Annotated in this window: 18 protein-coding genes; 10 read left to right on the top strand and 8 right to left on the bottom strand. The window is 70.0% G+C overall.

Features of this window, described 5'->3' with window-relative positions:
- Positions 1-76 precede the first annotated feature (76 nt).
- Entirely contained in the window at positions 77-1,075 is a 999-nt protein-coding gene (sigJ, locus tag FCG67_RS20275) for an RNA polymerase sigma factor SigJ (protein WP_136911470.1), read from the top strand.
- Here the strand turns inward: sigJ and FCG67_RS20280 are convergent.
- Positions 1,047-2,297 carry a serine hydrolase domain-containing protein gene (locus FCG67_RS20280; RefSeq protein ID WP_136911471.1) on the bottom strand — a complete coding sequence of 417 codons (1,251 nt, stop codon included), beginning with the start codon at positions 2,295-2,297 and terminating at the stop codon, positions 1,047-1,049. The two genes, sigJ and FCG67_RS20280, sit on opposite strands and share 29 nt — an antisense overlap.
- A 76-nt stretch (positions 2,298-2,373) precedes the next feature.
- Positions 2,374-3,324, bottom strand: coding sequence for a LysR family transcriptional regulator (locus FCG67_RS20285; RefSeq protein WP_136911472.1), 951 nt, complete (start codon positions 3,322-3,324; stop codon positions 2,374-2,376).
- Between the two features lie 122 nt (positions 3,325-3,446).
- On the opposite strand from FCG67_RS20285, the gene FCG67_RS20290 reads away from it, so the two are divergent.
- From FCG67_RS20290 to FCG67_RS20300, 3 genes are all read left to right on the top strand, one after another.
- Positions 3,447-4,691, top strand: a complete 1,245-nt coding sequence (locus FCG67_RS20290) for an MFS transporter (protein WP_136911473.1) — start codon at positions 3,447-3,449, stop codon at positions 4,689-4,691.
- Between the two features lie 56 nt (positions 4,692-4,747).
- On the top strand, positions 4,748-5,338 hold the full coding sequence (locus tag FCG67_RS20295) for a DUF1707 SHOCT-like domain-containing protein (RefSeq protein WP_136911474.1): 591 nt from the start codon (positions 4,748-4,750) through the stop codon (positions 5,336-5,338).
- A 154-nt stretch (positions 5,339-5,492) separates the two neighbouring features.
- A complete protein-coding gene (locus FCG67_RS20300; RefSeq protein ID WP_136911475.1) occupies positions 5,493-7,013 on the top strand; it encodes a SulP family inorganic anion transporter in 1,521 nt (506 codons plus the stop codon).
- Positions 7,014-7,026: 13 nt separating this feature from the next.
- Here FCG67_RS20300 and FCG67_RS20305 read toward each other — a convergent pair whose 3' ends face one another.
- A complete protein-coding gene (locus tag FCG67_RS20305; RefSeq protein ID WP_136911582.1) occupies positions 7,027-9,303 on the bottom strand; it encodes a molybdopterin-dependent oxidoreductase in 2,277 nt (758 codons plus the stop codon).
- Between the two features lie 160 nt (positions 9,304-9,463).
- On the opposite strand from FCG67_RS20305, the gene FCG67_RS20310 reads away from it, so the two are divergent.
- Complete coding sequence (locus tag FCG67_RS20310; protein WP_136911476.1) at positions 9,464-11,905, top strand: hypothetical protein; 2,442 nt, start codon at positions 9,464-9,466, stop codon at positions 11,903-11,905.
- A 5-nt stretch (positions 11,906-11,910) separates the two neighbouring features.
- On the opposite strand, the gene hemQ is transcribed toward FCG67_RS20310, so the two are convergent.
- The 4 genes from hemQ to FCG67_RS20330 form a co-directional block, all read right to left on the bottom strand.
- Positions 11,911-12,606: a hydrogen peroxide-dependent heme synthase gene (hemQ, locus tag FCG67_RS20315; RefSeq protein ID WP_077041439.1), complete on the bottom strand. Its 696-nt coding sequence runs from the start codon at positions 12,604-12,606 to the stop codon at positions 11,911-11,913.
- 4 nt (positions 12,607-12,610) lie between these two features.
- Positions 12,611-13,966 carry a protoporphyrinogen oxidase gene (locus FCG67_RS20320; protein ID WP_136911477.1) on the bottom strand — a complete coding sequence of 452 codons (1,356 nt, stop codon included), beginning with the start codon at positions 13,964-13,966 and terminating at the stop codon, positions 12,611-12,613.
- On the bottom strand, positions 13,963-15,060 hold the full coding sequence (hemE, locus tag FCG67_RS20325) for a uroporphyrinogen decarboxylase (RefSeq protein WP_425467866.1): 1,098 nt from the start codon (positions 15,058-15,060) through the stop codon (positions 13,963-13,965). The genes FCG67_RS20320 and hemE overlap by 4 nt, the downstream gene beginning before the upstream one ends.
- A 103-nt stretch (positions 15,061-15,163) precedes the next feature.
- Positions 15,164-15,856 carry a hypothetical protein gene (locus tag FCG67_RS20330; protein WP_136911478.1) on the bottom strand — a complete coding sequence of 231 codons (693 nt, stop codon included), beginning with the start codon at positions 15,854-15,856 and terminating at the stop codon, positions 15,164-15,166.
- A gap of 117 nt (positions 15,857-15,973) precedes the next feature.
- Here FCG67_RS20330 and FCG67_RS20335 point away from each other — a divergent pair, with 117 nt between their 5' ends.
- Positions 15,974-16,567, top strand: coding sequence for a DUF3000 domain-containing protein (locus FCG67_RS20335; protein ID WP_077041436.1), 594 nt, complete (start codon positions 15,974-15,976; stop codon positions 16,565-16,567).
- On the opposite strand, the gene FCG67_RS20340 is transcribed toward FCG67_RS20335, so the two are convergent.
- Entirely contained in the window at positions 16,536-17,768 is a 1,233-nt protein-coding gene (locus FCG67_RS20340; RefSeq protein ID WP_136911479.1) for an alpha/beta hydrolase, read from the bottom strand. The two genes, FCG67_RS20335 and FCG67_RS20340, sit on opposite strands and share 32 nt — an antisense overlap.
- 81 nt (positions 17,769-17,849) lie before the next feature.
- Between FCG67_RS20340 and FCG67_RS20345 the strand changes: the two genes are divergently transcribed.
- The 4 genes from FCG67_RS20345 (at position 17,850) to FCG67_RS20360 (ending at position 23,984) form a co-directional block, all read left to right on the top strand.
- On the top strand, positions 17,850-19,274 hold the full coding sequence (locus FCG67_RS20345) for a WS/DGAT/MGAT family O-acyltransferase (protein ID WP_136911480.1): 1,425 nt from the start codon (positions 17,850-17,852) through the stop codon (positions 19,272-19,274).
- A gap of 54 nt (positions 19,275-19,328) precedes the next feature.
- Positions 19,329-20,600, top strand: a complete 1,272-nt coding sequence (locus FCG67_RS20350) for an HRDC domain-containing protein (protein ID WP_136911481.1) — start codon at positions 19,329-19,331, stop codon at positions 20,598-20,600.
- A 70-nt stretch (positions 20,601-20,670) separates the two neighbouring features.
- Entirely contained in the window at positions 20,671-21,876 is a 1,206-nt protein-coding gene (locus tag FCG67_RS20355) for a thiolase family protein (RefSeq protein ID WP_097211292.1), read from the top strand.
- A gap of 2 nt (positions 21,877-21,878) precedes the next feature.
- Entirely contained in the window at positions 21,879-23,984 is a 2,106-nt protein-coding gene (locus tag FCG67_RS20360) for a 3-hydroxyacyl-CoA dehydrogenase NAD-binding domain-containing protein (protein WP_136911482.1), read from the top strand.
- Positions 23,985-24,081 lie beyond the last annotated feature (97 nt).

Raw genomic sequence — 24,081 nt, forward strand, 5'->3', positions numbered from 1 at the left:
CTTCTGCCTCGCGGCGATGGATCAGTAGTGTCTCGACAAGTCGACGACGCAGGCCCGCGAAATGTGAGGTGAGGCGATGAGCACCCCATCCGAGCCAGGACCTGAACGGTCCGAGCCGGGCCCGAACGCGATCGTCGGCGAGCGGCGCCATCTGACCAATCTCGCCTACCGGCTGCTCGGTTCGCTATCCGAGGCCGAGGACGCGGTGCAGGAGACCTACGCCCGCTGGTATGCGATGTCGCGGCAACGGCAGGAGGCCATCGAGTCACCCGGAGCCTGGCTGACCACCGTGGCCGGCCGCGTCTGCCTGGACATGCTCGGCTCGGCTCGGGTCCGACGTGAGCGCTACGTCGGCGCATGGATTCCCGAGCCGCTGCCCGACCGTGCGGAGTGGTTCAGCGGGCCGGCGAGCGCCGGGGCCGACCCAGCCGACCGGGTCACCCAGGACGAGTCGGTGAACATGGCCTTCCTCGTCGTGCTGGAGTCGATGACGCCTGCCGAACGTGTGGTCTTCGTCCTGCACGATGTCTTCCGGTACCCCTTCGCCGAGATCGCCGAGATCGTCGACCGGACGCAGGCGGCGTGCCGACAGCTGGCGTCCTCGGCCCGTCGGCGTGTTCGCGCAGCGCAGGTTTCGGCGGTCCCGACGTCGGCGCAGGCCGACCTGGTGCGGCTGTTCAAGGAGGCGTGGGAGGCCAAGGACATCGAGGCCCTCGTCGACCTTCTCGACCCCGACGCCCGGATGCTCGCCGACGGCGGTGGCCTGGTCGGCACTGTCCTCCGCCCGGTCGAGGGCAGCAAGCGCATCGCCGAATACCTCGTCCACATCGCCGACAAGGCCCCCGGGCTGACGCTCCTGGAGCGGTCGGTGAACGGCAGGCCCGGCCTGGTCGCCCAGCACACCGGCGTCACCGTCACCGTGGCGGCATTCGACCTCACCGACGACCGCATCACGCGCATCTGGGCGGTCCGCAACCCGGAGAAACTCCGTCCCTGGACCGAGAACCTCCCCGCCGAGACCCCCGATCAGCTGGACCAGGACCCGCTCACTTCGGCGCGAACATCTTCTCGATGATCGTCTTGGCGATGGTGCTGGCCGGGTCCTGACCGTTGGCGCCGGGCGCGAGGTTGGTCCAGACGATCAGCGTCACGCCGCTCTCCTCGTCGGAACCCATGAACGAGTTGTAGCCGGGCAGCTCGCCGGTGTGACCGTAGAGCGGGCCCATCTTCGCGATCGCCCAGCCGTAGCCCGGTCCGTCCGGCGTGCTCGGGTCGACCGGCTGCACGCTCGCGAGGCGGCGTGCCTGCATGTCGGCGTCGAGGGACTTACCGTCGGCCAGGGCCTCCGCCCAGGTCGCGAGGTCGTGCGCGGTGGAGATGCCCGATCCGGCCGACCACGCCCAGGACGGGTTGCCGTCGGTCACGTCGTTCGGCGCCAGGGTTCCTGCCGCCGCGGCGGCCTGCATGTCCGGCGGGATCGCGGGGTCGGTCATGGTCAGCACGTTGTCGCCGAACATGTATCCGCGGGAGTACGGGGTGGGGATGGATTTCGAGGTCAACGCGGGGAATTCGGTGTGCTCCAGGCCTACCGGGGTGAACAGCCGGTCCAGGAAGATCTCCGGGAGCGGCTTGCCGTCGAGTTGCTCGGCGATCAGGCCGAGCAGGACGAAGTTGGTGTTCGAGTAGTGATAGCCCTGGCCTGGCGGGAAATACGGCGGATGCGCGAACGCCAGCGACAGCAGCTCCTCAGGCGCCCACACCTTCTGCGGGTCCCGGTCGAGGGACTCGTTCAGCTCGAGCGTCTCGCTGTAGTTGAACAGCCCGCTGCGCATGTTCAGCAGTTGCTCGATCGTGATGCCGTCGCCGCCGGGGACCTCGGGCCGATATTTCGAGACCGGGTCCTCGAGGGCGAGCTTGCCCTCCTGCACCAGCTGCAGGATCACCGTTCCCGTCCACGTCTTGGTGTTCGAGCCGACCCGGATGTGGTCGTCGAGGGTCACCGGCGCACCGCCGCCGCGTTCGGTCGTGCCGTAGGTGACGGTCTGGTCCCCCTCCGGCGTGCGTAGCAGCACCACCGCGCCGGGCAGCATGAACTGCTTGGCGGCCTCCTGCACGGTCGACTGCAGCGTCGCATCGTCGATCGCGGGGGCGGATGCTCCCGGCGAGGCGGCTGCGGAGGTGGTGCCCGAGTCCGACCCGGTGTCCGAGGAACAGGCACCGAGCAGCAGGGTCAGGGCGAATGCGGCGCCGGCCGCTCGGAGATGGCGTGGTCGACAGGTCACCGCACGACGGTCCATGCCTGACGACCGTACGCCGCCGTGGTGCCGCGCACCGGCAAAACGGCGGGCTTGACGATCGTCGCCGTCGCCGGGGTCAGTCGCCGAGAACACTGCGTGGGGTCGTTGCCCAGGCCGGGCGCCAGGCAGGCTCCGCGAGCGGTGTCAGGCTTGCGAGGTGGTTGATGATCGACCGCAGTCCGGGATGCGGATTCGTTCTGGGGAGAATGAGCGAGAGCGGGTATGCGAGCGCCGGATTCACGATCGGGATGCGGCGCAGGTCGTGGTTTGTCGGCCAGATGTACCGGTCGCGCGCCCCGACGAGGGTGGCCAGATCCGCGGAGTCCGCGAGGGTGTCCAGGAGTACTTCGTCGCCGAAGTGCGGGCCTGCCGCGTCGATGCGGAGGTCGAATTCGGTGGCGAGCTGATCGTAGAACTCCCCCCACTCGCTGCGGGGCGCGATACCCGGCACCCAGATCCGATGCCCGCGCAGCTGCGGTGGTGTCAGGGTTCGCGCGGAGGCGAGGGGATGCCTCGGGCCGACAAGGAGTTCCAGCGGTGAGTCGAACGCGTGGATCATCTGCACATCGCGCGGCAGCGTCGCGGGATCGGTGACCGTGCGGAACGAGGCGTCGATATCGCCTGCTTCGACGGCGGCGACCACGACGCGCGGGTCGTTGACCTTGAGGGTCACCACGTCGAGCTCGGTTTCGGGATGCGACCGCCAATAGTCGTGCAGGACAACAGCCTGCGCGGATCGCAGGCCGAGAACGTCGATCCGAAGGGCCCGTGAGCCCGGTCTGATCGCGGTGACGGCCCGATCGACACCCGTGACGATGCTTCGTGCGTGCGGAAGAAACGCCTGGCCGTCGAGAGTCAGGTCGACCCCGCGGGCGGTACGGGTGAACAACCGGACCTCGAGCTCCCGCTCCAGGGCCGCTATCCGTTTCGAGACGGCCTGTTGTGTCACGCCCAGCTCGTTGGCCGCGTGTTGGAGCTGTCCGAGCTCGGCCGCCCGCACAAACGATCGCACTGCCTCGGTATCCATCGCCCCAGCCTAGCGATGCACAACTGATCGTTGTGGCTCGCCAGGGAAGCAGTTGTTTGATCGGGTATCGGCACGGCTGATGTGATCGAAGACCCGAGCATCGGTTGTCACGAAGGAGTCGCATGCGCGTGCAGTTGGGGCCCGGCTTCGGCTGGCTGTGGTCGGCCTACGCCGTCAGCACCTACGGCACGTGGATCGCCTTCGGCGCATTCCCCCTCATCGCGGTGCAGGTGCTGCACTCACCGGCATTCGCCGTCTCGCTTCTCGAAGCGGCCGGACTCACCGTCTCGGCGATCGTCGCGGTCCCGCTGGGTCCGTGGGTCGAGCACCGGGCCAAACGGCCGGTGATGATCGCCTCGGACCTGGCCCGGTTCCTCGCGTTGGCGAGCGTTCCGATCGCGTACTTCCTCGGCGCACTGACCTACGGCCAACTGCTGGTTGTCTCGGTCATCTCCGGAACCTCGGGCATCGTCTTCACCGCCGCGTCCGGCGCGTACCTGAAGCACCTCGTCCGCAGCGAGCATCTCCTCGTCGCGAACGGGAGATTCGAAGGCACGAGCTGGGTGGCGACCGCGGCGGGACCGCCCCTCGGCGGAGCGCTCGTCGGGTTGCTCGGCCCGGTCGTCACCGTCGCCGCCGACGCGCTCAGCTTCCTGCTGTCCGCGCTCGGGGTCCTCCGCATCCGTGGAAGCGATGTCGCGGCGCCCCGCGACATCGCCACCGGGTTGCGCGTCACCGACCTGCTGGGCGGTTGGCGATTCATCCTGCACGACCGAGGCCTACGGCGCCTGTTCCTCAACTCGATCCTGGTGAGCGGCCTGATCATGGCCACCCTCCCACTCCTGGCCGTCCTCCTGCTGGGCGAATACCGCTTCCCCGCCTGGCAATACGGGCTCGCCTTCGGCATCCCGGCACTCGGCGGCTTCGTGGGTGCCCGCCTCTCCCCTCGCCTCGTCGCCCGCCACGGCCGGCACCGGGTCATGATCGTCTCAGGCTGGCTGCGCTCGATCTTCCCGCTCGGCCTCGCCTTCACCCAACCGGGCATCGCCGGACTCCTCACGGTGATCGCCGTCGAGGGCCTGCTGATCACCAGCATGGGCGTCTTCAACCCCATCAACGCGACAGAACGCCTGCAGCGCACTCCCGCCGATCACACCGCGCGAGTCCTCACCGCATGGAGTGTCAGCAGCAAATTGACCCAGGCCACCCTCATGGTGATCTGGGGAATCCTTGCCACACTCACCAGCCCGCTCGCCGCGATCACCATCTCCGGCGTTCTCCTGCTCGCCACCCCGCTCCTGCTCCCCCGGCGGACACACATGCCCGAAACCGTGGCCGCGTCGACCGAAGACGTCCGGGCCGCATGACTCGATAACATTGTCGGTTGAGGTTCTGACACATCACCCACAGAGAGAGTCGTTACGTGACAGAGGAATCCGACCGCGAAGACCTACTCCTCAGCGATGACGAGCGCATGCACGCCCTGAATGCCATCAGCGAGCACTACGCCGCAGGACGGTTGGACACCACCGAGTTCTATGACCGCTCGGAAGCGATCGCCTCCGCACGCACCCTCGACGTCATGCGTGGTGCCTTCCGGGGACTGCCCGGCGGAATGCCGCTCGAGCAGGTCGACGGTCATCTCCGGAAGATCCCGGTCGGCGGAACCACCCCCGCGGCCCTGACCACGTCACCTAGCACCGAGGCGGAGCTCTCCTCCCTCCGCAGGCGCGGCGGATTGATCGATTCGCTCGACGGAGTGATCTTCGGCATCACCCTCGTGACTTTCCTCGTACTGCAACTGGTTGTCGACTGGGACTACGCCTGGGTCGTCTGGCCGTCACTGATCGTCACGCTGAGCCTCCCCCGGATGATCCTCAGCTTCAGCGACGACGATGAGGAGATCTACGAGGAGTTGAAGACCTCGGAAGCCCGATCACGCAAGCAGCGCCTCCAGGAGGCCACCGAGCGGATACACGAGCTCGAGACCAAGCGCGACCCCGACACGATCTGACGGCGCCAGCTCGCAGCCCCTCCACCCACTCTTCCGTAACCGGCGAGTAGAGTCTCGCGCGGTCGATGCCAGAGCTGCCCGCCGACCGCGGGGCAGAAGTGCCGCCACCATCACCCGAGGGCTCTCCGCCCTGCCCTCACGCGAACGGAATCCGATGGCTGTCACCACCCCTGCCGGCAGCTGGACCGACAATTCGGTTCTCAGTGCCCTGCGCGACCCGCGCCGGCTCAAGACCGAGGTACTGGCCGGCCTCGTGGTCGCTCTCGCGCTGGTCCCGGAGGCGATCTCGTTCTCGATCATCGCCGGTGTCGACCCCCGCATCGGGCTGTTCGCCTCGTTCACCATGGCGGTGACGATCGCGATCGTCGGTGGCCGGCCTGCGATGATCTCGGCCGCCACAGGCGCGGTCGCCCTTGTCATCGCGCCCGTCGCACGGGACCACGGCCTCGACTACCTCGTCGCAACAGTTCTTCTCGCCGGCGCGCTCCAGGTTCTGCTGTCGGTGCTGGGTGTGGCGAAACTGATGCGGTTCATCCCGCGCAGCGTGATGGTCGGCTTCGTCAACGCCCTCGCCATTCTGATCTTCGCCGCGCAGCTGCCGCACCTGCTCGGCGTCCCATGGCTGGTCTATCCGATGGTCGCCGTCGGCCTGTTGATCATGGTGTTCTTCCCGAAGCTCACCACCGCCGTCCCGGCCCCTCTGGTTGCGATCGTGTTGCTCACCGCCGCCACTGTCGTCTTCGCGCTGAACGTTCCCGACGTCGGCGACGAGGGCGAGCTGCCGTCGAGCCTGCCGACCTTGTTCTTCCCCGACGTCCCCCTGACGATGGAGACGCTGCGGATCATCGCCCCCTACGCGCTGGCAATGGCCCTGGTCGGGTTGCTTGAGTCGTTGATGACCGCCAAGCTCGTCGACGACATCACCGACACGCACTCGAACAAGACCCGCGAGGGCTGGGGCCAGGGTGTGGCGAACCTGGTCACCGGGTTCTTCGGCGGCATGGGCGGCTGCGCGATGATCGGCCAGACCATGATCAACGTCAAGGTTTCCGGCGCCCGCACCCGAATCTCGACCTTCCTGGCAGGCGTGTTCCTACTGATCCTGGTCGTCGGGCTCGGAGACATCGTCGCCCTGATCCCGATGGCGGCCCTGGTCGCGGTGATGATCATGGTCTCGGTCGGCACCATGGACTGGCACTCGATCACCCCGAAGACGTTGCGCCGCATGCCCAAGAGCGAAACCGCCGTCATGCTCGCGACGGTCGCTGTCACCGTCGCCACCCACAATCTCGCCTACGGGGTCATCGTCGGGATGATCACCGCGATGGTCCTGTTCGCCCGCCGGGTCGCGCACCTGACGGACGTGGAGAAGATCTCCGAATCCGACAGCAACCACGACGGCCGCATCGACACCCGCACCTACCGTGTACACGGCGAACTGTTCTTCGCGTCCAGCAACGACCTGATCTACCAGTTCGATTACCTCGGCGATCCCGATCACGTGATCATCGACCTCTCGGACGCCCACATCTGGGACGCCTCCACCATCGCAACGCTCGACGCGATCACCACCAAGTACGCGAGCAGGGGCAAGACCGCCACCATCATCGGCCTCGACGAGGCCTCCGCCGACCGCCACACACTCCTGTCCGGCCACCTCGGCGCGGGACACTGACCGCGGCGCTCGCTCAGCGCGGCCGGATCGTGGGCGGGTCGTAGGCGCGGATCGGCGGCAGCTCGTCGTCGAACCGCTCGACCTGCACAAGAACGTGCTGACCGGTGCAGCCGCGAGCCAGGCTCGAGGTGCCGACGTCGGCGGTGAGGACGTTCGGATTGCCGTGCACGCACATCGAATCCGGGTCGGCGGGGTCCAACGGATCGAACCAGGCGCCCGTCGAGAGTTGGACGACGCGGACCCGCACGCCCTCGTCGAGCACCGCCCCGGCCAGGCAGGCGCCCCGGTCGTTGAATACCCGGACCACGTCTCCGTCCGCGATACCGCGGGCGGCCGCGTCGTCGGGGTGCAGCCGGATCGGCTCGCGCCCCTGCACTTTCGAGTTCTGACTGGTGGCGCCGTGGTCGAGTTGGCTGTGCAGCCGGGTCTTCGGCTGATTCGCGATCAGGTGCAGCGGGAAGGCCTCGGCCCGCCGACCACCGAGCCATTCCTCCGGCTCGTACCAGGTCGGGTGTCCGGCGCAGTCCTCGTAGCCGAAGCCGTCGATGACGGCCGAGAAGATCTCGATCTTGCCGCTCGGGGTGCGCAACGCGTTGACCTCGGGATCGGCCCGGAACTCCTCGAAGAGCGTCAGCTCCTCCTCGGTGCGCATCCGGACGTGCCCGCGCCGCCAGAACTCGTCGAACTCCGGCGCCTCCCCGCCGTCCGCGAGGACATACCCGCGCCACTGGCCGTAGAGGTGCTCGATCCATTCCCCCGCGGTGCGGCCCTCGGTGAACCGCTCCCCGAACCCGAGCCGCTGCGCGAGCGCGGCGAAGGTGTCGTAGTCGTCGCGGGCATCGGCGAATCGCGGTGTGGCGGCATGCATCGCGACCATCAGCGGATCGTTGCGCGTGCAGGACAGGTCCTCGCGTTCGAGGGACGTCGTGGACGGGACGACGATGTCGGCGTGCTTGGCCATCTGCGTCCAGTACGGGTCGTGCACGACGATCGTGTCCGGCCGGGCCATCGCGCGGCGCAGCCGGCCGAGGTCCTGGTGGTGATGAAAGGGGTTGCCCCCGGCCCAGTACACCAGCCGGATGTCGGGAAAGGTGCGGCGCTGACCGTCGAAGTCGTAGTCCTGCCCCGGATTCAGCAGCAGGTCCGAAATCGCCGCCACCGGGATGGAGTCCGACACCGGGTTGGTTCCCTGGAACAGGGTCGGCAGCGGGTACGGCACCGGCGCCAGGCCCGGCTCGTTCATCGAGCCGTACCCGTGCCCGAAACCGCCTCCCGGCAAACCGATCTGGCCGAGCATGGCGGCCAGGGTGATGCCCGCCCACGGCGCCTGCTCGCCGTGTCGCACCCGTTGCAGCGACCAGGTGACCGAAATCAGGGTGCGGCCCTCGGCCATTCGGCGGGCCAGGTCGGCGATGGCGTCGGCCGGCAGGCCCGACAGCTCTGCCGCCCACTCGGGCGTCTTCGCGACGCCGTCCGCCTTGCCCAGCAGGTACTCCTCGAACACCTCATAGCCGGTGCAGTAGCGGTCCAGGAACTCCCGGTCCGCGAGCCCCTCGTCGGCGAGCACGTAGGCGCAGGCGAGCATCATGGCCACGTCGGTCCCCGGACGCGGTGCGAGCCACTCCGCCTCGCCGTGCAGGTCGTCGCGCAACGGGCTGATGGACACGATCCGGCCGCCCCGCGCCCGCAGCGCGTCGAGCGCGGCGCGGGTGGGGTGATGGCTGGTGCCTCCGTCGTTGACGGCGGTGTTCTTGAGCGGCACTCCCCCGAAGCACACCATCAGGTCGGTCTCGCGGGCGATGACGTCCCAGTTCGTGGAGCGGGCGAACATCTTCCAGTGCGTCCCGACCACGCGCGGCATGATCACGCCGGTCGCGCCGAGCGAGTAGCTGTGCTCGGAGCGGGTGTAGCCGCCGAGCATCTTGAGGAATCGGTGGACCTGACTCTGTGCGTGGTGGAAACGGCCGGGCGAGGACCAGCCGTAGGAGCCGCCGTAGATCGCGCGGTTGCCGTGGGTGCCCACCACGCGGCGCAGCTCACCGGCGAGGAGGTCGGTCAGCTCGTCCCAGGACACCGCGACGAACTCGTCGGATCCCCGCTGCTCGGACGGCCCTGGACCCTTCTCGAGCCAGCCACGCCTGACGGCCGGGCCCGCCACCCGCGAGCGATGCCGGACCGAGCCGACCGCGTTCGCGAGGATCGGTGAGGGATCGCCGTCGCCGGGGTACGGATGCACCGCGGTGATGTCGGTGCCGTCGGATTCCGCCTCGAACATGCCCCAATGCGCCATGTGCTGGCGGCGCGCGGTTCCCGAACTCATGGCGGCCAGTCTGCCACCAGCGCAGGCGCCGCCCCGAACACCCTCGAACGCCCGGTTTTGGGTGTATGCCTGATTCATGGGTCGCGGCGACGGACCGGCTCCACATGTCCTGGAACTTCGCATTCACGGGGTGAGCAACACCCCGCCGCACGACATGCTCGACGTGCAGGCGGACCAGGTGCACCGGGTGATCGGCGACCAGCTCGCCGGGTTCTGGACCGTCGACGGTGATGCCGCGGCCGAGTTCACCCCCGAGCAGCGCGGATACACGCCGCCGGGGATCCGGCGCGAGGCCTACTCGTGGGGTGGGCTGGCGCGCACGACGCCGGGAGGCACGGCGCCCCTCGGCCAGGCGGTGCTCGCCGTGGTGATCAGGGCGGCCTGGTGCCTGGTGCTGCCGTACGGACTGACGAACCTGGCGTACTGGGCGCGGAATCTCTGTACGACGCCGGCGCAGGTGCGCCGGACCGCCACCCTGGTCCGGCTGTTCGGGCTCGGCCTCACGCTGCTGTTCGTCAGCGCCGTGGTGACGGTCTCGTCGGACCTGATCGCGCTGCAGTATCTGGAGCACGGGTCCGGGAACCTGCCCTCGCAGTTCCAGGCCGTCGCGGATCTGCCCCCGCAACGGCGACTGGCGGTGTCCCTGCTGGTGCCCGCCGCCGCGCTGGCGGTGCTGTGGTTTGTCTCGTCGCGGTCGCGCACCCGCTACGACGTGGACGGTGCTCAGCAGACCGCGGAGACGGCGGATGCCACACCGGTACTGCGGCGGCACGGGTTCTGGAACAACCGCGGCCATGCCACCGAGACCGCGGTAATCCACGTCGCCGCCGGAGTGGCGGGCACCGTGGCGATGTCCGCGCTGTTCGCCCCTCCCCGCGACGAGCCTTTCGGCTGGGTGTTCTCGGCGATCGCGATCGTCGCGGTGTTGGCGATGGTCGCGGGTGCGGTGCGGCTGGTGCTCACGAGCGAGCGCGGTGTGGACGTGCCGGTCTCGCGCACGGAGGCGGGCGTGCCCGCGGCGACCTGGGCGGTGGTCGCGGTCAGCGCGGCGGCCTTCGTGGCGCAGTCGCTGTTGCTCGCGTTCGGGCCCCACGCCGCGAAAACTCCGGGTGGGGAGGCGCCGCGGCTCGACGGCCTGGTCGCGGTGCCCGCGGTCCTCGTTCTCGTGTTGCTGGCGCTGGCGCTGGCGGGACTCTCGGTCCGGCGGATGTCGCCGTGGTGGACGGTCGCGCTGGCGACCACGCTCGGCGTGGCGGCGGTCGCGTACCTCTGTGGGCAGCGGGGGCCTGCGGTGGTCGTAGGCGCGGCCGTCTTCCTCGTCTTGCTCGCACTCGCGTTGCCCGGGAGCGAATTCCAGGCCTGGTCGGGCCGGGCCGTCGGTGTCTTCCTGCTGTTGGCGCTCGGCGGCGCCATGCTGCTGTCGAACCTCGTGGTGGTCGGCGTCGGAAACTGGCTCAACAGCTCCAGCGGGGCCGCGGAGCTCGTGTCGGACCACCCGGCGGGTGACCAGACCGAGATCCGCATCCCGGCGATCTTCGCCTGGTTCGGCGTCGGGCTGGTCGCCTCGGCCGCCGTGCTGGTGGTCGTGCTCGTGGTGGTGGGGTGCTGCGCCGTTCGGTGGGCCTCATTCGTCCGGGCCCGCAGCGGGGATGCCGCGGCATCCCCGGCGACCGCGGACGCGATGGCGCTCGCGGACCCGGACACCGTCCCCACCAAGCGGCTCGCCAACGCCGCCCATCGCGCCGAACCAGCGATCGGCGTGCTCGCCGCGCTCGCCCTCCTCGCGCTGCTCCCCTGCGTGATCCTGCCGCTGCGGCCATGGCAGCCCGACGAGGAACCCCCGCCTCTGCACGTCCTCGCCACCTGGGGCGCGCTGTTCGCCGCGGCACTCGCGGCGGCGCTGGTGGGAGCCCTGGCGCTACGGCCACGCAGCGGCAGGCCGCTCGGCATCGTGTGGGATCTGCTGGGTCTGGTCCCGCGGGCGGCGCACCCGTTCGGCCCGCCGAGCTACTCGGAGCGGGCGGTGCCGGAACTCGTCGCGCGGTGCGACGCCTGGCTCCGCGCGGCCGACGGGAACCGGGTGGTGCTCTCGGCCCACTCGATGGGGTCCGTGCTGGCCGTCGCGGCGCTACTGGACCCACGATCCGAGGCACTGGCCGAGCGCGGCGCCCTGCTCACCTACGGGTCCCAATTGCGCGCCTACTTCGGCCGCATCTTCCCGGAACTGTTCGGACCCGACGCGATCGCGAACGCGCCTGCATCGGGTGCGCGTCCACTCGCGCCCGACGAGTTCCGGGGCGACGACGCCGGCCCGCCGACACAGCCCCGCGCGGAGACCCTGACCGGCCTGCTCCGAGGAACACCCGGGCACCCGCGGTGGATCAACCTGTGGCGCAAGACCGACCATCTGGGTTTCCCGGCCTACTCACGACTGCGGAACCGAGTGGACGTGCGGGCCGACGAGGTCGACAGGTCCGGGTACCTGCCGACCGTCGCCGGCCACAGCGGCTACGTCCGCACCCCGCAGTACCGGGACGCGCTCGCGGAGTTGCGGCGGTTGATCGGGGCGTGAGCCCGTCAGGGCAGGGACGCGATGAGCTTCTCGACGTCCACCCGGGGGCCCGTGAAGAACGGGACCTCTTCGCGCACGTGCATCCGCGCCTCGGTGGCACGCAGGTCACGCATCAGGTCGACGATCCGGTCGAGCTCGGGTGCCTCGAACGCGAGGATCCACTCGTAGTCGCCGAGTGCGAAGGCGGGGATGGTGTTCGCGCGCACGTCCGGGTAACCGCGACCCGCCTTGCCGTGGTCGGCGAGCATCTTGCGGCGCTCGTCGTCCGGGAGCAGGTACCACTCGTAGGACCGCACGAACGGGTATACGCAGATGTAGGCGCCCGGCTCCTCACCCGCGACGAAGGCGGGCAGGTGGCTCTTGTTGAACTCCGCGGGACGGTGCAGCGCGACGTTGCTCCACACCGGGTCGCTCGCGCGACCGAGGATGGTGGTGCGCCGGAAGTCGGCGTAGAGCTTCTGCAGATCCTCCAACTTCTCCGCGTGCGTCCAGATCAGGAAGTCCGCATCGGCGCGCATCCCGGCGATGTCGTAGACGCCGCGGACGGTCGCGTCGGTGTCCTCGAAGGAATCGAAGAACGCCTTCGCGTCGTCGATCGCCTTGGTGCGGTCCTCTTCGAGGACTCCCGGCTGCACCTGGAACACCGAGAACATAGCGTAGCGGAGCGTGGAGTTGAGCTTGTCGTAATCGAGGCGTGCCATGGCTCTATCGTGCCATCTGCTCCGCGACCGTGGTCGCCGCCGTCGTCGCCGCCGCCACGCAGGCGGGCACGCCGACGCCGTGCAGCAGCGCCCCCGCGACGGCGAGCCCGGGCAGCGCGCCGATCGACTCCTCGATGACCTGCACGCGGTCGAGGTGGCCCGGCCCGTACTGGGGCAGCCCACCGTGCCAGCGCTGCACGACCGCGTCGACCGGATCGACCCGAAGACCGGTCACCGTCTCGAGGTCCGCGCGGGCGGCCGCGACGAGTTCGGTGTCGGGGGCGTCGACGATGTCCGCGTCCCCGAACCGCCCGAACGAGGCCCGCACCAGCGCCCCGCCGCGCTCGGCCAGGTGCGGCCATTTGCGGCTGGACAGCGTGAAGGCCTTGGCCCGCACGGCTTCCCCGGTAGCGACCAGGATGCCGGAGTTCTGCGGCAGCGGCGTCCCCTCTGCCAGCGCGAGGGCGACGACGACCGACGAGGCCAGCGGGATCTGTGCGGCGGCCGCACTCGCGGCGGGCGAGACCTCGGACAGCAGTGCGGCCAGCGACGGCGCGGGCACGGCCAGGACGACGCCGTCGACCCGGCCGACCGGATCGATCCACCACCCCGTCCCGTCGAGCGAGCGAGACAGGCCCGACGCGTCCGCGCGCAGCACCGTCGCGGCCGCTCGTTCGGTCAGGGCGTCGAGCAGCACGCCGTAGCCGTCGCGAAGCCCGCCGAACACCGGGCCGGGGCTTGGCTCCGGGAGCGCCTGCGCGACCGCCGCGGACAGGTTGGCGGCGCCGCGGTCCAGCGCCGCGGCCAGGGTCGGTAGTGCCGCGCGCACGCCGATCGAGTCCGACAGTCCCGAGTACACACCGCCGAGCAGCGGGTCAACCGAGCGACGCACCACCTGCTCGCCGAAGCGGGAGCCGACCAGGGTCGCGACATCGATGTCGGAGCCGGGCAGCCAGTCCAGCGGGACGCCCGGCTCGGCGGCGATCCGGGCCAGCGTCTGCTGGTCGACGAGTCCCGCCATCGACTCCGGTCCCGCCGGGATGCCCATCAGGGTGCCCCCCGGCAGCGGGTGCAGCGTGTCCCCGGACCAGATCAGCGGGCGCACCCCGGCCGGGGCGACCATCTGGTCGGACAGGCCGAGTTCGGCGAGCAACGCGGGCACCTCGGGCCGCCGGGCGATGAAGGCCTCCGCGCCGACGTCGACGCCGTCTCCCGCCAGCTGCGTTGTCCGCAACTTGCCGCCGACGCGCCCTGACGCCTCGACCATCGTGATGACGGCGTCGGGCCCGAGCCGCTGCCGCAGTCGATACGCGGCCACGAGGCCGGAGATGCCCCCACCGATGACGGCGACCGATGTCACAGCGAGTGCACCAGCTCCACCGCCGCGGTCAGCACGCCCGGATCGGTGTCCGGGAGCACCCCGTGGCCGAGATTGAAGATGTGGCCGATCGCACCCGCCGCGAGGGCGCGGTCGGCCTCGCCCGCCACCCGGCGGACCTCGCGTTCGACGGCGTTCCAGCCGGCGAACAGCACCGCCGGGTCGAGGTTGCCCTGCAGCGCCTTGCCGGGGCCGACGCGGCGGGCGGCCTCGTCGAGCGGGATCCGCCAGTCGACGCCGACCACGTCGGCGCCGGCCTCGCCCATGGCGCCGAGCAGTTCGCCGGTGCCGACACCGAAGTGGATCCGCGGCACGCCTGCCTCGGCGACCTCCGCGAACACCCGCTCCGAATGCGGGAGCACGAACTGGCGGTACTCGGCGAGGGAGAGCGCACCGGCCCAGGAATCGAAGAGCTGCACCGCATCGACACCCGCGTGCAGCTGCGCCTTGAGGAAGGTGATCGTGGTGTCCGCGAGCGACCCGAGCAGCGCGTGCCAGGTCTGCGGATCCGAGTGCATCAGCGCCTTGGTGCGCTCGTGGTTGCGGCTGGGACCGCCCTCGACCAGGTAGGAGGCCAGGGTGAACGGCGCCCCCGCGAACCCGATCAGCGGGGTCTCGCCCAGTTCCTTGGTGAGCAGCGAGATCGCCGCGGTGACCGCGCCGACCTCCTCGGTGCGCAGCCGCGGCAGCGCCGTGACATCGGCCGCCGAGCGGATCGGCGAGGCGACGACGGGTCCGGTGCCTGCCACGATGTCCAGGTCGATGCCCGCCGCCTTGAGCGGAACGACGATGTCGGAGAACAGGATCGCCGCGTCCACCCCGTGCCTGCGGACCGGCTGCATGGTGATCTCGCAGACCAGCTCGGGATTGAAGCAGGATTCGAGCATCCCGATCCCGGCCCGGATCTCGCGGTACTCGGGCAGCGACCGGCCTGCCTGCCGCATGAACCACACCGGTCGGTGTGCCGGTGTCCGCCCGGTCGCGGCCGCCAGCAGCGGTGCCTGGGGCAGCATCCGCCGGTACGGGTACTGCGCGCCGGTGGTCATGGCCGCATTCGTGTCTTCCAGGTCGCTCATATGTCCCAACGCTCGTCGCCCGCCAAGTGTCCTTTCCCGGTCATGCTGCCAGATCCGCGACCGGGAACCCGACTCCAGCCGATCGCTAACGGGCCCGGGCGACTCATGCGCCGATCTGGCCGGCGATCCGGTGCTCGAGCTGTGCTCGGGCACCGGCCGGGAGCACGATCAGCCCGTCGAGGTCCTTACGCGCCTTCACGTACGCGCTCTGCCGCTCTTCCTGGGTGGCCCCGTCGTCCATGGCCAGCCGCAGCAGCCGCTGGGCACGCACCAGCCGCTCTTGCTCGCGAGCGGTGAATCCGCTGCGACGCCGTCGCTTCGCCTCCGCCTCGCAGACGTCGAAGGCGATCGCGTAGCCATGCACGGCGTCGCGGTACTCGACCTGCGCCTCGTGGTTGCCGACCACCGATTCCGGGTCCTCCGGCCGGAGCAGGTCCGCGCGTCGCTTGGCCTTGTGGAACTCGACCGTCAGCGGTTCGCGCATGTCCGTGACCATCGGGAAGTCGAGCAGCGTCACCAGGCTCATCTCGTAGCCGAACCAGCGCGCATCGGTCTGATCGTGCTCGTCGACGGTCTTGGCGATCTCGCGTCGCTGGGTCCGCTCGTCGGTGTGGATCTGCGCCTTGGCGCGAGCAATCTCGATCTTGGTCTGCTGCTTCAGCCGGTAACGCTCCAGTCGCCGCTCGGCGCGGCGCCGGTTGGCCGCGCCGACTGCTTTCACGGCCCCGCCGATACTGCCGCCGAAGACGAACAGCAGCCACCAGGAGTGCGAGAGAAACCCGAGCAGCTGGTCCACCTCTTCATGATGCCTCCGGCGAGACCGACACGCGAAGAGTGCAGCGCCCGGAGCCGATGCCGCTAGAACCGGCGCGCCTCCACCGGCGACGATCGGGGCAGGTCTAACGTCCGCGGTGTGACCACGTCGGGATCCCCTGCCGAGCCTGCTCAGTTTCGCAGCGCGATAGCTGCGATGCAGAAGGCCGCGGTGCACCCGCAGATCGAGATCGGTCCGATCCGGCCGCCTCAGCGGTTGGCGCCGTACAGCTACGCGCTCGGCGCCGAGGTCCGGCATCCCGAGTCCGACATCGTGGCCGAACAGTCCGAGGGTGACGCCTTCGGACGGCTGATCCTGCTGTACGACCCCGAAGGCGACGAGGCCTGGAACGGCACCATGCGCCTGGTCGCCTACATCCAGGCCGACCTCGACGCCGATCTCGCCGCGGACCCGCTGCTGCCGGAGGTCGCCTGGAGCTGGCTGGTCGACGCGCTCGAGACCCGCGGCGAACCGATGACCGCGCTCGGCGGCACCGTGACCGCGACCAGCTCGGTGCGGTACGGCGACATCGCGGGACCGCCGCACGCGCATCAGCTCGAGCTGCGCGCCTCCTGGACCGCGACCTCCATCGAACTCGGCCCCCACGTTGAGGCGTTCTGCGAGGTGCTGGCCTACGCCGCCGGTTTGCCGCCGGTCGGCGTCACCCAGCTCGGGAGTCCGTCGAAGGGTTGAGCTCGGCCCTGCCCGCCCGGACCGACTCGAGGAACGCCGCGATAGCGCGGATCACCTGGTCGCTCCGAATCGAGTGGAAGATGTCGAAGGCGTGCTGCGCGCCGCGCAGTTCCGCGTAGGCGACCGGGCTGGTCGAGACCGCCCGCAGCCTCGCCACGAACTCCCTGGCCTCCGTCACCGGCAGCAACGAGTCGTGCGTCCCGTGCACGACGAGGAACGGCGGCGCATCGGCGCGCACCTTCGCCAGCGGCGACGCCGCCAGATAGTCCTCGGGGAATCGCGCGCCCTTACCGAGCACCATCTCGCTGATCCTGGACTCGACCCGGGCCCGCACCTGCTTGATGCCCGTCTCCGCGGCGAAGTCGTAGGCCCCGTACATCGGTATACAGGCCGACACCGAGGTGTCGATGTCCTCGAAGCCCGGCTGGAGCCCGGGGTCGTTGGCGGTGAGCGCGACCATCGCCGCCAGGTGCCCGCCGGCCGAGCCGCCCGTGACGGCGAGGAAATCGGGGTCGCCGCCGTACTGGTCGCCGTTCGTCCGCAGCCAGGCGACGGCCTGCTTGAGCGCGATGAGATGGGCTGGCCAGCTGGCGCGCGGCGAGAGCGGATAGTTCACCGCCGCGCACACCCACCCGCGGGAGGCAAGCTCCACCATCAGCGGCAGGCCCTGATGGTCCTTGCTCCCGATCACCCAGCCGCCGCCGTGGATCTGCAGCAGCATCGGAGCGTTGGGCGGTTGGTCCCGGTGGTGGTAGACGTCCACGCGGAACCGAGCACCGCCGGGCGCGTACTCGAGGTTGCTGACCCTCGCGACGTCGTCGCGGCGCATCCGGAACGGCCTGCTGCTCGAGCGCCAGTCGATGGGGCTGCCTGCACCGGGATCGTCCACGCCGATCTCGCGCAGGGCGTCAGCCATCTCCTGCCCCGCGCGACGGGACGAGACCATCGCCGCCGTCAGCCCGGCCGCGGACACGGCCGCGAGTGCGAGACCCAGCCGGTCGCTGCGCGTGGACGCGCCGTGGCGGGCCAGGTGGACGCCCGCATCGATGACCGTCGCCCCGAGTTGCTGCGGCGCCAGTTCCGACGTCAGCCAGCCGGCGAGGAAGGCGGGCACGGAGGCCCACATGCCGGGGACGGGCCGCAGCGCGTTGGCCGTCAGCGCCGCGTTGACCGCCTGCCGGATCAGGAAACCCCGTGTCATGTGACCTCTTTCACCCCTGCGCCAGGATCGGGCTTTTCCGTTCACCCGATTCAATAGTAGAAGCGACTCTAAAGTTGGGACATGGAGAGACTGAGCGGTCTGGATTCAACGTTCCTCTATCTCGAGACCCCCACCCAGCTTCTGCACGTCTGCGGGCTGATCGTCCTCGACGTCTCGACGATCCCGGGCGGGTACGACTTCGATTCGTTCAAGTCGGAGCTCACCGCCAGGGCGCAGGGCATGCCCGTCTTCCGGAGGAAACTGCACGACTCCGTGCTGAACCTCGACCACCCGGTCTGGGTCGACGACCCCGAGTTCGACATCGACCGGCACGTGCACCGGATCGCGGTACCCGGCCCCGGCGGCCGCAAGGAGCTCGCCGACCTGTGCGGCCACATCGCAGGACAGCAGATGGATCGCACCATCCCCCTGTGGGAGATGTGGGTGATCGAGGGCTCCGCGGACGGCACCGTCGCCATCATGTCGAAGATGCATCACGCGAACGTGGACGGCGTGACCGGGGCGAGCATGATGGCGCAACTGTGCGGACTGTCCCCCGACGCGCCGCGACCGGAGGTCGACCCCGACCAGCGCACGGCGGGCGACGCGGACACCCTCGATCTCGCCGTCAGCGGCCTTGTCGGTTTCGTCAGCCGCCCGCTCAAGCTGGCAAGGGCGCTGCCGAGCGGGATCGCGCTACTACCGAAATGGATCACCCGCGCGCGACGCGGCGAGGCGATGCCCGCGCCCTTCACCGCGCCGCGGACCTCCCTCAACGGGGCCCTGACCGGCCACCGCAATATCGCCTACGCACAGCTGGATCTCGCGAAGGTCAAGCTGGTCAAGGACGCCTTCGGCGTCAAGGTCAACGACGTGGTGCTGGCGATGGTCGGCGGCGCGCTGCGCCGCTACCTCTCCGACCGCGACGAGCTGCCCGACACCTCACTGGTCGCGATGGTCCCGGTCTCGGTGCACGAGACCTCCGATCGACCGGGGACCAATCAGATCTCGGGGATGTTCACCCAGCTGGGCACTCAGATCGGCGACCCCGTCACCCGGCTCACCGAGGCCAACGCGCACAACACCATGGTGAAGTCGCACAACGCCTCGCTCGGCGCCAGCCTGCTCCAGGACTGGTCGCAGTTCGCCGCGCCCGCGGCCTTCGGCCCTGCGATGCGGGTCTACTCCTCGCTCAAGCTGGCCGAGCGCCATCCCGTGGTGCACAACCTGGTGGTCTCCAACGTCCCGGGTCCGCCGGTCCCGCTGTATCTCCTCGGCGCACGCATCGTGGCCATGTTCCCGCTCGGACCGATCTTCCACGGCGCCGGACTCAACGCCACGGTGATGTCCCTCGACGGCAGGCTGAACGTCGGCCTGATGTCCTGCCCGGAGCTCGCCCCCGAGCTGTGGGACCTGGCCGACGCCTTCGGGCCCGCCCTCGACGAAATGGTCAAGGCCGCCCGCGCCAAGACCCGCAAGCGCAAGGCCACGTCCGCCCGGACGTGACGCGCACCCGGCGTCTGCTGAAGCGGCGGCGTGCGCGCCGTAAGGTCATTGTTCATGTCCGATGTCAGTGACCAGGCCCCCGAGCGCACCGCCGTGCCGCTCCTGACCCCCGCAGGCGGGCTCCCCGAGCTCGTCGACTCGACCCGGTTGCTTTCCGCGGCCGTGGACCGACTCGCCGGGGGCACCGGCCCGCTCGCGGTCGACGCCGAGCGCGCGTCCGGCTTCCGGTACTCGAACCGCGCCTACCTGCTGCAGTTCCGGCGGGCAGGCGCGGGCACCGTCCTGGTCGATCCCATCCCGATCGCGGGCGAACTGGCCCCGCTCGCCGAGCTGATCAACCCGCTCGAATGGGTGCTGCACTCGGCCGATCAGGATCTCCCTGGGCTGGACGAGCTCGGGATGCGGCCCGCCGCCCTCTACGACACCGAGCTCGCGGGCCGGCTGGCCGGTTACGAGCGGGTCGGCCTGGCCGCGATCGTCGAACGCAAGCTCGGGTTCGAACTGAAGAAGGGTCACGGGGCCGACGACTGGTCCAACCGCCCGCTGCCCGAAACCTGGCTGAACTACGCGGCACTCGACGTCGAGGTGCTCCTGGAATTGCGCGACGCCGTCGCCGAGGACCTGGAGTCGCAGGGCAAGACCGACTGGGCCGCGCAGGAATTCGAGCACGTGCGGCTCGCGGGCCCGCCGAAGCCCAAGCCCGACCGCTGGCGGCGCACGTCGCAGATCCACTCCCTCAAGTCGCCGCGCCAGCTGGCCGCGGTGCGCGAGCTGTGGACCGCGCGGGACGAGTTGGCACGTAAGCGTGACGTCGCGCCGGGGCGGGTCCTGCCCGACTCGGCGATCGTCGCGGCGGCGACCGCCGACCCCAGGACGGTCGATGCGCTGCGGTCCTTGCCGGTGTTCGGCGGACCGCGTCAGCGCCGGTCCTCGGCGCTGTGGATGCAGGCACTCGATCGGGCCAGGGCGCTCTCACCCGAGGATCTCCCCCCTGTGACGCAGCCGTTCACCGGTCCGCCGCCGGTCAACCGCTGGTCACGCCGCAATCCCGAGGCCGCGGAACGGCTGACGGCGGCCCGCGCGGCCATCACCGAACTCTCGGAGCGGGTGAAGGTCCCGGTGGAGAACCTGCTCACCCCCGAGCTCGTCCGGCGCCTGTGCTGGGATTTCGATCCCGCCGGTCATCCCGGAGACCTCACACAGGTGACCGCCGAGATCGACGAGACACTGGCGTCGGGCGGTGCCAGGCCGTGGCAGCGCGAGCTGACCGCCCCCCTGCTCGCGGAGGCACTGCGCACGGCACCCACCCATGTTACTGGTGAGTAATACGCGCTAGAGTGGACGGGCCGGACGTCGTGTCCGGCCGTTCGTCCACTCCAGCCAGGAGGAATCCAGCGTGGCTGCTCCCGCATCACAGCGCAGCGTCGTCTTCGTCGACGGCATCCGTACCCCGTTCGGCAAGGCCGGACCGAAGGGCATGTACGCGGAGACCCGTGCCGACGACCTCGTCGTCAAGGCCATCCGCGAACTGCTCCGCCGCAACCCGCAGCTCGACCCCGCCCGCATCGACGAGGTCGCCATCGCCGCGACCACGCAGACCGGCGATCAGGGCCTGACCATCGGCCGCACCGCCGGAATCCTCGCCGGCCTGCCGGAGACCGTGCCCGGCTTCGCCATCGACCGCATGTGCGCGGGCGCGATGACCGCCGTCACCACCACCGCGTCCGGCATCGGCTTCGGCCAGTACGACGTCGTCATCGCCGGCGGTGTCGAGCACATGGGCCGTCACCCGATGGGCGAGGGCGCCGACCCCAACCCGCGCTTCCTGGCCGACCGCCTTGTCGATCAGAGCGCGCTGGTGATGGGCAACACCGCCGAGAACCTGCACGACCGGTTCCCGACCATCACCAAGGAACGCACGGACGCCTACGCCGTGAACAGCCAGAACAAGTACGAGGCCGCCAAGAAGGCCGGCTTCATCGCCGACACCCTTGTGCCCGTCGCCACCCGCTCGGCCGCCGGCTGGGGCCTGGCGACCGAGGACGAGCCGCCGCGCCCCGGCACCACCGTCGAGGACCTCGCCGGCCTCAAGACCCCGTTCCGTCCCGCGGGCCGGATCACAGCGGGCAACGCGGCGGGCCTGAACGACGGCGCCACCGCCGCGATCCTCGCGGGTGAGGACACCGCCCTCGAGCTCGGCCTGCCGATCGGCATGCGCATGGTCGGCTTCGCGTACCAGGGCGTCGACCCGGCCGTGATGGGCTACGGACCGGTCCCTGCGACCGAGAAGCTGCTGGCCCGTACCGGATTGAAGATCGAGGACATCGGGCTCTTCGAGCTCAACGAGGCATTCGCCGTCCAGGTCATCGCCTTCCTCGAGCACTACGGCATCGCCGACGACGACCCGCGCGTCAACCAGTGGGGCGGCGCCATCGCCTGCGGCCACCCCCTCGCCTCCTCGGGAGTGCGTCTGATGACGCAGCTCTCCCGCCAGTTCGCCCAGCGTCCCGACGTCCGCTACGGCCTGACCAGCATGTGCATCGGTCTGGGCATGGGCGGAACCGTGATCTGGGAGAACCCGAACTTCGACGGAGCCAAGTAACCATGTCTGAAATCGCAACCGCATTCGCCGACGAGGTCGTGACGAACGCGTTCACCAAGCTCGTGTCCGTTCCCGGGATCGAGGGCAAGGTCGCGCTGATCACCCTCGACAACGGCTTCGACCACACCAAGCCGTCGTCCTTCGGCCCCGGCGGTCTCACCGCACTCGACGCCGCGCTCGACGAGGCCTTCGCCGCGAACCCCACGGCGATCGCCATCACCGGCAAGCCGTTCATCTTCGCCGCGGGCGCGGACCTCAAGGGTGTGCCGTCCATCACCAGCCGCGAGCAGGGCCTCGAGCTGGGCCGCCTGGGCCACAAGGTGTTCCGTCGCCTGCGTGAGTCCACCGTCCCGACCTTCGCCTTCGTCAACGGCGTCGCGCTCGGCGGCGGCCTCGAGGTCGCGCTGCACAGCCACTACCGCACCGCATCCGAGAGCGCGGGCGCGCTCGGCCTGCCCGAGACCATGCTCGGCCTGGTCCCCGGGTGGGGCGGCACGCAGCTGCTGCCGAACCTGATCGGCGCCGACAAGGCGGTCACCCTCGTCATCGAGAACCCGCTCAACAACGGCCGGGTCATCAACCCGAAGAAGGCCCTCGAGCTCGGCGTCGTCGACGCGGTGTTCGGTTCGGCCGACTTCATCGAGCAGTCCCTCGGCTGGGCCGCGCAGGTCCTCGCGGGCGAGATCACCCCGGCCCGCCCGGAGATCGACCGCGGTCAGGGCTGGGACGACGCCATCGCCCGCGCGAAGGCCCTCGTCGCAGGCAAGACGAAGAACAACGCCCCTGGCGCGGTCCGGGCCATCGAGCTGCTCGAGCTGGCCCGCACCACCGACCTCACCGATCCGGCCTCGCTGGACGCCGGCTTCGCGGCCGAGGACGAGGCGCTCGCCGACCTGCTGATGGCCGACGAGCTGCGCGCCGGCCTCTACGCCTTCGACCTGGTGAACAAGCGGGCGAAGCGTCCCGCGGGCGCGCCGGACAAGTCGTTGGCGCGCAAGGTGACCGGCGTCGGCATCATCGGTGCCGGCCTGATGGCCAGCCAGCTCGCGCTGCTGTTCGTGCGCCAGCTCAAGGTGCCGGTGATCCTCACCGACATCGACCAGGAGCGCATCGACAAGGGCGTCGGCTACGTCCACACCGAGATCGACAAGCTGCAGGGCAAGGGCCGGCTGTCCGCCGACGCCGCCAACCGCCTCAAGGCACTGGTCTCCGGCTCGCTGGACAAGTCGGCGTTCGCCAAGACCGACTTCGTCATCGAGGCGGTCTTCGAGAACCTCGACCTGAAGAAGAAGATCTTCGCCGAGCTCGAGGACTTCATCGCCCCCGAGACGATCCTCGCGACCAACACCTCGTCGCTGTCGATCACCGACATGGCGGCCGACCTCAAGCACCCCGAGCGGGTCGTCGGCTTCCACTTCTTCAACCCCGTCGCGGTGCTGCCCCTGCTCGAGATCATCAAGGGCGCCAAGACCGACGACGCGACGCTGGCAACGGCTTTCGCCACCGCCAAGACGCTGAAGAAGTCGGCCGTGCTGTGCGGCGACAAGGCCGGGTTCGTCTTCAACCGCCTCGTCACCCGCACCCTCGGTGAGGTCATGACCGCGGTGGACGAGGGCACCCCATTCGACGTCGCGGACAACGCGGTCGGCGAGCTGGGCATGCCGATGAGCCCGTTCACCCTGCTGGCCCTCGTCGGTCCGGCGGTCGCGCTGCACACCGGCGAGACCCTGCAGACCGCGTACCCCGAGCGGTTCACGAGCTCGCCCGGACTCGAGGCGCTCGTCGAGGCCCGCAAGCCCGGCGTGTGGACCTACGGCGAGAACGGCCAGGTCGTCGACCCCGAGGTCGCCGCGCTGTGGCCCCAGGGTGACAAGGCCTCCACCGCCGAAGAGGTCCTCGAGCGCACGCGTCGCGCGTTCGCCGAGGAGATCGCGATCATGCTCGACGAGGGTGTCGTCGCGGCGGCCGAGGACATCGACCTCTGCCTGATCCTCGGTGGCGGCTTCGGCTTCTGGAACGGCGGCATCACGCCGTACCTGGACCGGACCGGCACCTCGGAGGCCGTGAACGGCAAGCGCTTCCTGGCGCCGGGCGTCGCGAGCGTCTAGACCAGGCGGCACACGTCACGAAACGGGCGCGGTGCGGGAACTTTCCCGCGCCGCGCCCGTTTCGCTGGGTCTCGCCGCCGTTACAGCGTTATGGTGC

The sequence above is a fragment of the Rhodococcus oryzae genome, from assembly GCF_005049235.1.
In the GTDB taxonomy this organism is placed as follows: Bacteria; Actinomycetota; Actinomycetes; order Mycobacteriales; family Mycobacteriaceae; genus Rhodococcus_G; species Rhodococcus_G oryzae.

Bases quoted from the DNA above. Each gene is read 5' to 3' on its own strand.
- sigJ (WP_136911470.1), top strand. From the start codon at position 77: ATGAGCACCCCATCCGAGCCAGGACCTGAACGGTCCGAGCCGGGCCCG.
- FCG67_RS20280 (WP_136911471.1), bottom strand. From the start codon at position 2,297: ATGGACCGTCGTGCGGTGACCTGTCGACCACGCCATCTCCGAGCGGCC.
- FCG67_RS20285 (WP_136911472.1), bottom strand. From the start codon at position 3,324: ATGGATACCGAGGCAGTGCGATCGTTTGTGCGGGCGGCCGAGCTCGGA.
- FCG67_RS20290 (WP_136911473.1), top strand. From the start codon at position 3,447: ATGCGCGTGCAGTTGGGGCCCGGCTTCGGCTGGCTGTGGTCGGCCTAC.
- FCG67_RS20300 (WP_136911475.1), top strand. From the start codon at position 5,493: ATGGCTGTCACCACCCCTGCCGGCAGCTGGACCGACAATTCGGTTCTC.
- FCG67_RS20305 (WP_136911582.1), bottom strand. From the start codon at position 9,303: ATGGCGCATTGGGGCATGTTCGAGGCGGAATCCGACGGCACCGACATC.
- hemQ (WP_077041439.1), bottom strand. From the start codon at position 12,606: ATGGCACGCCTCGATTACGACAAGCTCAACTCCACGCTCCGCTACGCT.
- hemE (WP_425467866.1), bottom strand. From the start codon at position 15,060: ATGAGCGACCTGGAAGACACGAATGCGGCCATGACCACCGGCGCGCAG.
- FCG67_RS20340 (WP_136911479.1), bottom strand. From the start codon at position 17,768: ATGACACGGGGTTTCCTGATCCGGCAGGCGGTCAACGCGGCGCTGACG.
- FCG67_RS20345 (WP_136911480.1), top strand. From the start codon at position 17,850: ATGGAGAGACTGAGCGGTCTGGATTCAACGTTCCTCTATCTCGAGACC.
- FCG67_RS20350 (WP_136911481.1), top strand. From the start codon at position 19,329: ATGTCCGATGTCAGTGACCAGGCCCCCGAGCGCACCGCCGTGCCGCTC.
- FCG67_RS20360 (WP_136911482.1), top strand. From the start codon at position 21,879: ATGTCTGAAATCGCAACCGCATTCGCCGACGAGGTCGTGACGAACGCG.